Genomic DNA, 6,086 nt, shown 5'->3' with positions numbered 1-6,086 from the left:
AAATTATAGTGTTGCGGAATTAAGGTTATTCAAAAAGTTGGGAGCGATCGTAACTGAAATTGATATTTCAACGGAGGCTTATTCAATGATACAGTCTGTTTTTGAAGAAGCAGATGTGATATATTTTACCGGCGGAAATTCTTTCTTTCTTATGGACCAGCTCCGTAAAACGGGAACTGATGGACTGCTGAAAAAGGAATTGGCAAATGGAAAATTGATGATCGGCGAGTCGGCAGGCGCAATTATATGCGCTCCAAGCATCCAATATATCGAGCAAATGGATGAAAAGCCGGAGGACTACTCACAAGAAGATGATGCAGGGATTGATTTGATTGATTTCTATGTTCTTCCGCATTATCTTACAGCACCATTTAAGAAAGTTACCGAGAAAATAATGACTGAGTTTTCGGATTTGAATCTATGCCCAATTAACAACCGTCAGGGAATTGTAATTGATGGTGAAGATTCAAAGGTTATTTGCAAAGACTAATTTGAAAATTCCAGTTTGTCAATTACAAGTGACATTGAAAGAGTCAGCCCATTCAAGGTGCTGGCTCTTTCAAAAATTCCATTCTAATAAATTGCATGATAACTTAGATTAAAAATGAATACCCATTAGCCGGAAATGAATAGAAAATGAATAAAAGTGTGGTGTTTCGTATAATTATGAGTTAGTATGCATCAGACACACTTTTGTAAAAAGGGAGTTTTATAAATCTTATAGTAGTGCTTTTATTAATTCTATTCTAATATTTCTCCAGAATCTTATTCAGTAAGAAGGTGGCATTCTGGTTTCTTGCCACGCCCTTCTGTATCTTATAAGTATAGGTAACATCCGTGCCCAAATCTATCTCGAAACAATAGTTGTGGAATTTGCCTGATGCATCATTCTCCATCTTGGAGAGTTCCAAATCGTGGGTAGCGATGATGCCGCTCACTGGCTGCTTGGCGATGGCTTCGAGGAACTTTCTCGAACCATTCAGTTTATCCAATGAATTCGTTCCTTTCAGAATCTCATCCAGAATAATCAGCGTTCGGAGTGGTTCCTTATTGCCCTCTATACTTTCGTTGCAGGACATTCCCTCTGCACTTTCCTTGCAGAATTTCAGAAGCTCCTCCAATCTAATCAATTCAGCGTTGAAATAAGAGATGCCATGCGTCAAATCATCGGTGGTTCTCATACTCGAGAACAATCTGAAACGGGAAATCTTCAGCAGATCTGCAAACACCGGCATACCCGCCATTGCCAGGATATAGTTCACGCCCAGCGAACGGAGGAAGGTACTCTTTCCCGCCATGTTGGCTCCGGTGATGATATAATAGTTGTCGTCCTTGATGGTGAAATCGTTCTTCACCGCCTTGGTTCCCAGGAAAGGATGATAGAGATTCTTTCCCTCGAACACGATTTCCGGACTTCCCAAAACAAATTCCGCCTCTTCCGCCTCCGGATGATTATATCTGAAATCCGCCATCGAAACCATTGCATCCATCTCGCTGATGATATGCATCCATTCCTCCATCTTCACCATATAGGTATTCTTCCATTTCAGGAAACTGCGAACCAGGAAGAAATCGCTCAGCATGAAGGCATCGGTGAAGAAAAGACCCAGGAAGTTGCCTCTTCTGTCATACCCCTTCAATATCTTTTCCAGTTGGGCAAAGGAAGGCAGGGCATCTGCCAGGGAATCCTGCATTTCCTTGCCTAATTCGCTATGGAAATTGCGCCTGTTGATAAGCTGAAGTATCTGAGCATAGGCGATGAGCTGATGACGAAGCTTGCCGCCATTGCTGTCTATCTTGTCAAGTGTCTGTTTGCAGACGAAGAATACCACCATGTATTGAACCAACACCCACCACAGGGCAAAATCCACCGAAACCATATCGCATATTGATAAAATCACGGAACCTATGACTCCGATAATCATTAGCCATCCGATAACGAACGAAATCGGAGACCCAAACCATGCCGGCACCTCCATCTTCGAAACCTTCTGCATCGCATCCACCACCGCAGCAGAATCTATCTTCTTCATCTTGCCATTCACCATTTTGCCATCCGCAGTTTGGCTTCTGTTCTTTTCGCCAAGTGCCAGAAATTCCATTCGCCAGTTTTCGCCTTCTCCCGCCAATTCCTTCTGCAAATCCCTTCTTCTTTTGATATCCTCCATGGTCAGAGGCGTTTCCCGGGTAAGATTCCTGGCGAGTGCCTCCGAACCGCCCGATGTGATGGTTCGGCAGATGCGGTTGAACAGCGAACTCTTGCCGAAGACATCGAGGTCGAAGGAATAAGGATGCTGCGGATTCTGATAGGAATCGCCCGTCTCGAAAGGTGAGAAATCGCCCTCCAAAGCCTTGATTTCGTCCTGATAAACCTTGAGCAATGCCGAAAGATGCTCTATCTTCTCCTTGTTCTTGTCGTCAAGTCGTCTGATTCCCAGATAGGCAATCAGGCACAGCACCGCCCCCAACAGATAGTTCTGCGTATCTCCATCCAATGCGAAATAGCAGATCAGGAAGGTGAGGATGCCGCCAAAAGCCAGCAGCTCGCCCGTTATAAATCCCGTATTCTTACGCTTCAGGGCAGCCACCTCAGAAGCGTATCGGCTTACATATTGTTGATAATTCTCCTTGATATTCATACTCCTTATTATTATTTTTCTTCTTTTCCTATTTCTTCTTCTTTCTCTTGTATTATGAATTTTTCTCCATCAAATTTATTATAGGAAATATTCTCCTCTTTCCACTTATCCTTTGCTGCCATCTGATTCTTCGGATACCCGATGATGAGGGTGTTGAGCGGAATCATCGTCTTGGGCAGATGCAGCAGTTGCTGCATTCCCTCGTATCGTTCTTTCAGGGGATAGAGGGCTGTCCATACTCCGCCAAGTCCCAAGCCGTGAGCCATCAGCAGGATGTTCTCCGTGGCTGCCGAACAGTCTTGAATCCAGAACTCCTGCTCGATGCCTTCCAGTGTCTTGTCCAGACATCCGCAAACCACAATGGCGAGCGGTGGCATGTCTGTATAGCTTCTCACCGATGTACGGCTCATGATATTTTCAAAAATCTGATTCTTTTCCATCATTGCTTTTCTATGTGAGTCTTATTTTTTAGTCGAATCATAGCATTCCATAAGCCAGTCGAGCACATATTCTCTTTATGTTCTATTTATTCACTTTGCTATTCATTTTGCATTCTATCTTGATTGCTAAAAATGAAATGCGCTGCAAATATACGAAAGTTTTTCGGTAAATTTGCAGTGCATTGCAAATTTCTTTCTGTAGAACTGATAACACTTTCTGTAAAACTGTATATCCGAGAATTTGTATTTATTTAGTTTTATTACCCGATACATCCTATAGTTTTTATCGCCCGATACATTCTATAGTATGCGTATATATAAGCCGATGTTGTGGTTATCATACTGATGAGATTCATGCAGGTGAAGGCTGTCTGCTGGGTGTTACCTGCCAGATAAAACACTGCCGCAGGGAGGAGATTTGAGCATATCAGCCATACCATGAAAACCAGGACAAGGGCTATGCCCAGTTTGCGCATGTTGCCCCTGTGCTTGCTGCACAGATGGCAGCCGGCAACCAGGGAGGCGATGACGGAAATCAGGCCCATCGTGCTTTCTGTCCAGGTGAGTATGGAAGCCATTTGGGTAATCTGTCCGTTCTGCATCATCGTTACGAGATGAAGATTGAAGCATTGGCCCAGGATGAATGAGAGCACATAGTAAAGTACCATCAACTCGCTGCAGCGTCGTAGCAATTTTACGCCTGCCGGTAGCGTGCAGCGGAATATTCCCCATAAAGCTATAGGGGCGAGCTGCAAGACCAGTTGCTTGATGGTAACCAGGATGGGACTTATTGGAATCAGGATGGGACTTGTTCTGAAGGATAAGCCCGCTTGTCTGCAAACAGAAAATGCCAGCGAAAACAATGCGAAAATGCAATATGCATACATGGCATATTGTGCAATGCGTTTTATATCTATAGAATAACTTTTTCTTTCCATAATTCTACGTTTGATGATTTTTTTAACAGCTTATCTTGTATAAAGCCATTGCAAAGATACGAAGTTTTTGGGAAATTCTAGCAAAATAGGTGGAAAATGTTTGGCTATGATATATACTTGTTAAAAGAATGGCAGAGAGACCGATAAAAACTCTTAAAAAGCATAACGTATCTTCTTGGATATCAATATTTGTTGCTATCTTTGCACGTTATATACTAATAACGCTACATAGATGAATACTAATTATCAATATAAGTTTAATCATATAAGTTTAATCATGAATAATATGAAGAAGATTTTCTTAGGTTTGGCAGCAGCACTGATGTTGACTGCCTGCAACGAGAACAGACAGCCGGAGGCAACGACCAGCGTTGACTCTGCAAGTGTGGTAACCGATTTGATGATGAGTCGCAGAAGCATCCGTGCTTACAAGGATTCCGTCATCAGCCGCAATACCCTGAACGAGATTCTGAAATGCGGCATCCATGCGCCAAACGGGCAGAATCTGCAGTCGTACGAAATCAGAGTGATAGATTCTCCTGCACTCATCGATTCGATAACCCAAGCCGTGGTAAAGGATAATCCTAAGATAGCAGAGCGCAAGGGCTTCAAGAACATCTTCGTGAATGCTCCATGCGTGGTTTGCATCGCCTACGATACTACTTATGATATGGCACAGATTGATTGCGGTTTGCTTGGCGAGAACATCATTCTTGCAGCATGGGCAAAGGGCATCGGTTCCTGCTGCCTGGGCAGTTCAGCCCGTTGGATACTGGATTCTCCGTCGGCCAAGCCTTATCTCGACCGCATGGCATTCTCCAAGGGTTACAAACTGCTCTACTGCATCGCCCTGGGTTATCCTGATGAATCGCCGGAGGCAAAGCCAAGACGCCAGGATATGATCAAGTTCATGGATTAAGACAGATGAAGGTTGATGTCCTGAAACAGGACATCAACGTTTGAAGATAGATATGCATCTTTTTGAAACATGTAGGCAAAATATGAAATATCTTCTTCAAGTTCTTTTTATACAACTTTAAGTTAAAAAAGTTGCTCGTTTGGGAAACTTTGGCTATTTTTGCTCCAAAAAGGACAGATATGAAAAAGAAATTCGATAATACGGATAATATCCTGGGTGGCATAGTGAAAAAAGTTCGTCAGGAAAAAGGGCTATCGCAAGAGGCTCTTGGAGAATATGTAGGGTTGGGCAAAAGCAGCATCAGTAAGATAGAGAGTGGCAAGACCAATATTTCTATAGATGATGCTTCCGTCCTTCTGGAAGCTATGGGTGAGAAACTGAGTGTACATATAGACAGTCAGTATCCGTCAGCAGAGACTATGATGAAGGCAACAATCTTTGTCACAGTTGCAGCTTGCTGGTTTGCAGAAGACAAGAAAATTACCAAGCAGAAAGCTTTCAACTTCCTCCAAAAGAATCAAGGCATCAGATTTTTGGAGGAGAATTGGGAAATAGAGCAGACTCTGCCAAGGGAACAGATCATAGAGGATTTGACTTGTATCTGCAATAACCATATTGCAAAAGCTAAGAAAAAGGAAAGGAGGGTAATGGCGTCATGAGATTGCTGCATGGAAGTTATACAGAGATTCTTACTCCTAATCTCTCCAAATGCAAAGGGAAAAACGATTTTGGCAAAGGATTCTATCTCACTCCAAATTGGAAAAGAGCTTGGCAAATGGGCAAACGCAGCACTTTTCTTCATGGAGGAAAAATTACAGTCAATGCGTTCCTGTTTTATCCTAATATAGGTGAGAAAAAAGGACTTCAAATTAAAATCTTTGAAGGATTCACTACGGAATGGGCAAAGTTCATTCTCCAGAACAGGGAAGAAAGCGGATTCAAGCATGACTACGATATTGTTATAGGACCCGTAGCAGATGCCTTCATAGATCAAGAAATAAAAAACTATATACGCCAATGTGGGGAAGCTTATCTTGATGAAAGCAACTTGAGTATTCTGGTTTCCAGAATATCCCAATTTGGACTTAGCTATATACAATATTGCTTTTGTACACAAAAGGCTATTAATGAACTCATTAAAGATTGAGAA

Annotated in this window: 7 protein-coding genes; 4 read left to right on the top strand and 3 right to left on the bottom strand. The window is 42.6% G+C overall.

Going from position 1 to position 6,086, the window contains the following annotated elements; translation table 11 throughout:
• Positions 1-490 (top strand): Type 1 glutamine amidotransferase-like domain-containing protein (locus DW657_RS12295; RefSeq protein WP_118312730.1); only part of this gene is annotated, 490 nt, incomplete at its 5' end.
• Between the two features lie 256 nt (positions 491-746).
• Here DW657_RS12295 and DW657_RS12290 read toward each other — a convergent pair.
• The 3 genes from DW657_RS12290 to DW657_RS17575 all read right to left on the bottom strand — a co-directional run bounded on the left by DW657_RS12290 (position 747) and on the right by DW657_RS17575 (position 4,017).
• Entirely contained in the window at positions 747-2,639 is a 1,893-nt protein-coding gene (locus tag DW657_RS12290) for a DNA mismatch repair protein MutS (RefSeq protein ID WP_118312727.1), read from the bottom strand.
• 11 nt (positions 2,640-2,650) lie between these two features.
• Positions 2,651-3,082 carry a nitroreductase family protein gene (locus DW657_RS12285; RefSeq protein ID WP_118312726.1) on the bottom strand — a complete coding sequence of 144 codons (432 nt, stop codon included), beginning with the start codon at positions 3,080-3,082 and terminating at the stop codon, positions 2,651-2,653.
• Positions 3,083-3,339: 257 nt separating this feature from the next.
• Complete coding sequence (locus DW657_RS17575) at positions 3,340-4,017, bottom strand: hypothetical protein (protein ID WP_147381937.1); 678 nt, start codon at positions 4,015-4,017, stop codon at positions 3,340-3,342.
• A 286-nt stretch (positions 4,018-4,303) separates the two neighbouring features.
• On the opposite strand from DW657_RS17575, the gene DW657_RS12280 reads away from it, so the two are divergent.
• The 3 genes from DW657_RS12280 (at position 4,304) to DW657_RS12265 (ending at position 6,083) form a co-directional block, all read left to right on the top strand.
• Positions 4,304-4,936, top strand: coding sequence for a nitroreductase family protein (locus DW657_RS12280; RefSeq protein WP_118312729.1), 633 nt, complete (start codon positions 4,304-4,306; stop codon positions 4,934-4,936).
• A 179-nt stretch (positions 4,937-5,115) separates the two neighbouring features.
• Positions 5,116-5,595 carry a helix-turn-helix domain-containing protein gene (locus DW657_RS18170; RefSeq protein ID WP_199658358.1) on the top strand — a complete coding sequence of 160 codons (480 nt, stop codon included), beginning with the start codon at positions 5,116-5,118 and terminating at the stop codon, positions 5,593-5,595.
• Positions 5,592-6,083, top strand: coding sequence for a DUF3990 domain-containing protein (locus tag DW657_RS12265; protein WP_118312725.1), 492 nt, complete (start codon positions 5,592-5,594; stop codon positions 6,081-6,083). The genes DW657_RS18170 and DW657_RS12265 overlap by 4 nt, the downstream gene beginning before the upstream one ends.
• Positions 6,084-6,086 lie beyond the last annotated feature (3 nt).

The sequence above is a fragment of the Prevotella sp. AM23-5 genome (assembly GCF_003473645.1).
Classification (GTDB): Bacteria; Bacteroidota; Bacteroidia; order Bacteroidales; family Bacteroidaceae; genus Prevotella; species Prevotella copri_A.
This window is presented reverse-complemented; position numbering and strand designations above follow the sequence as displayed.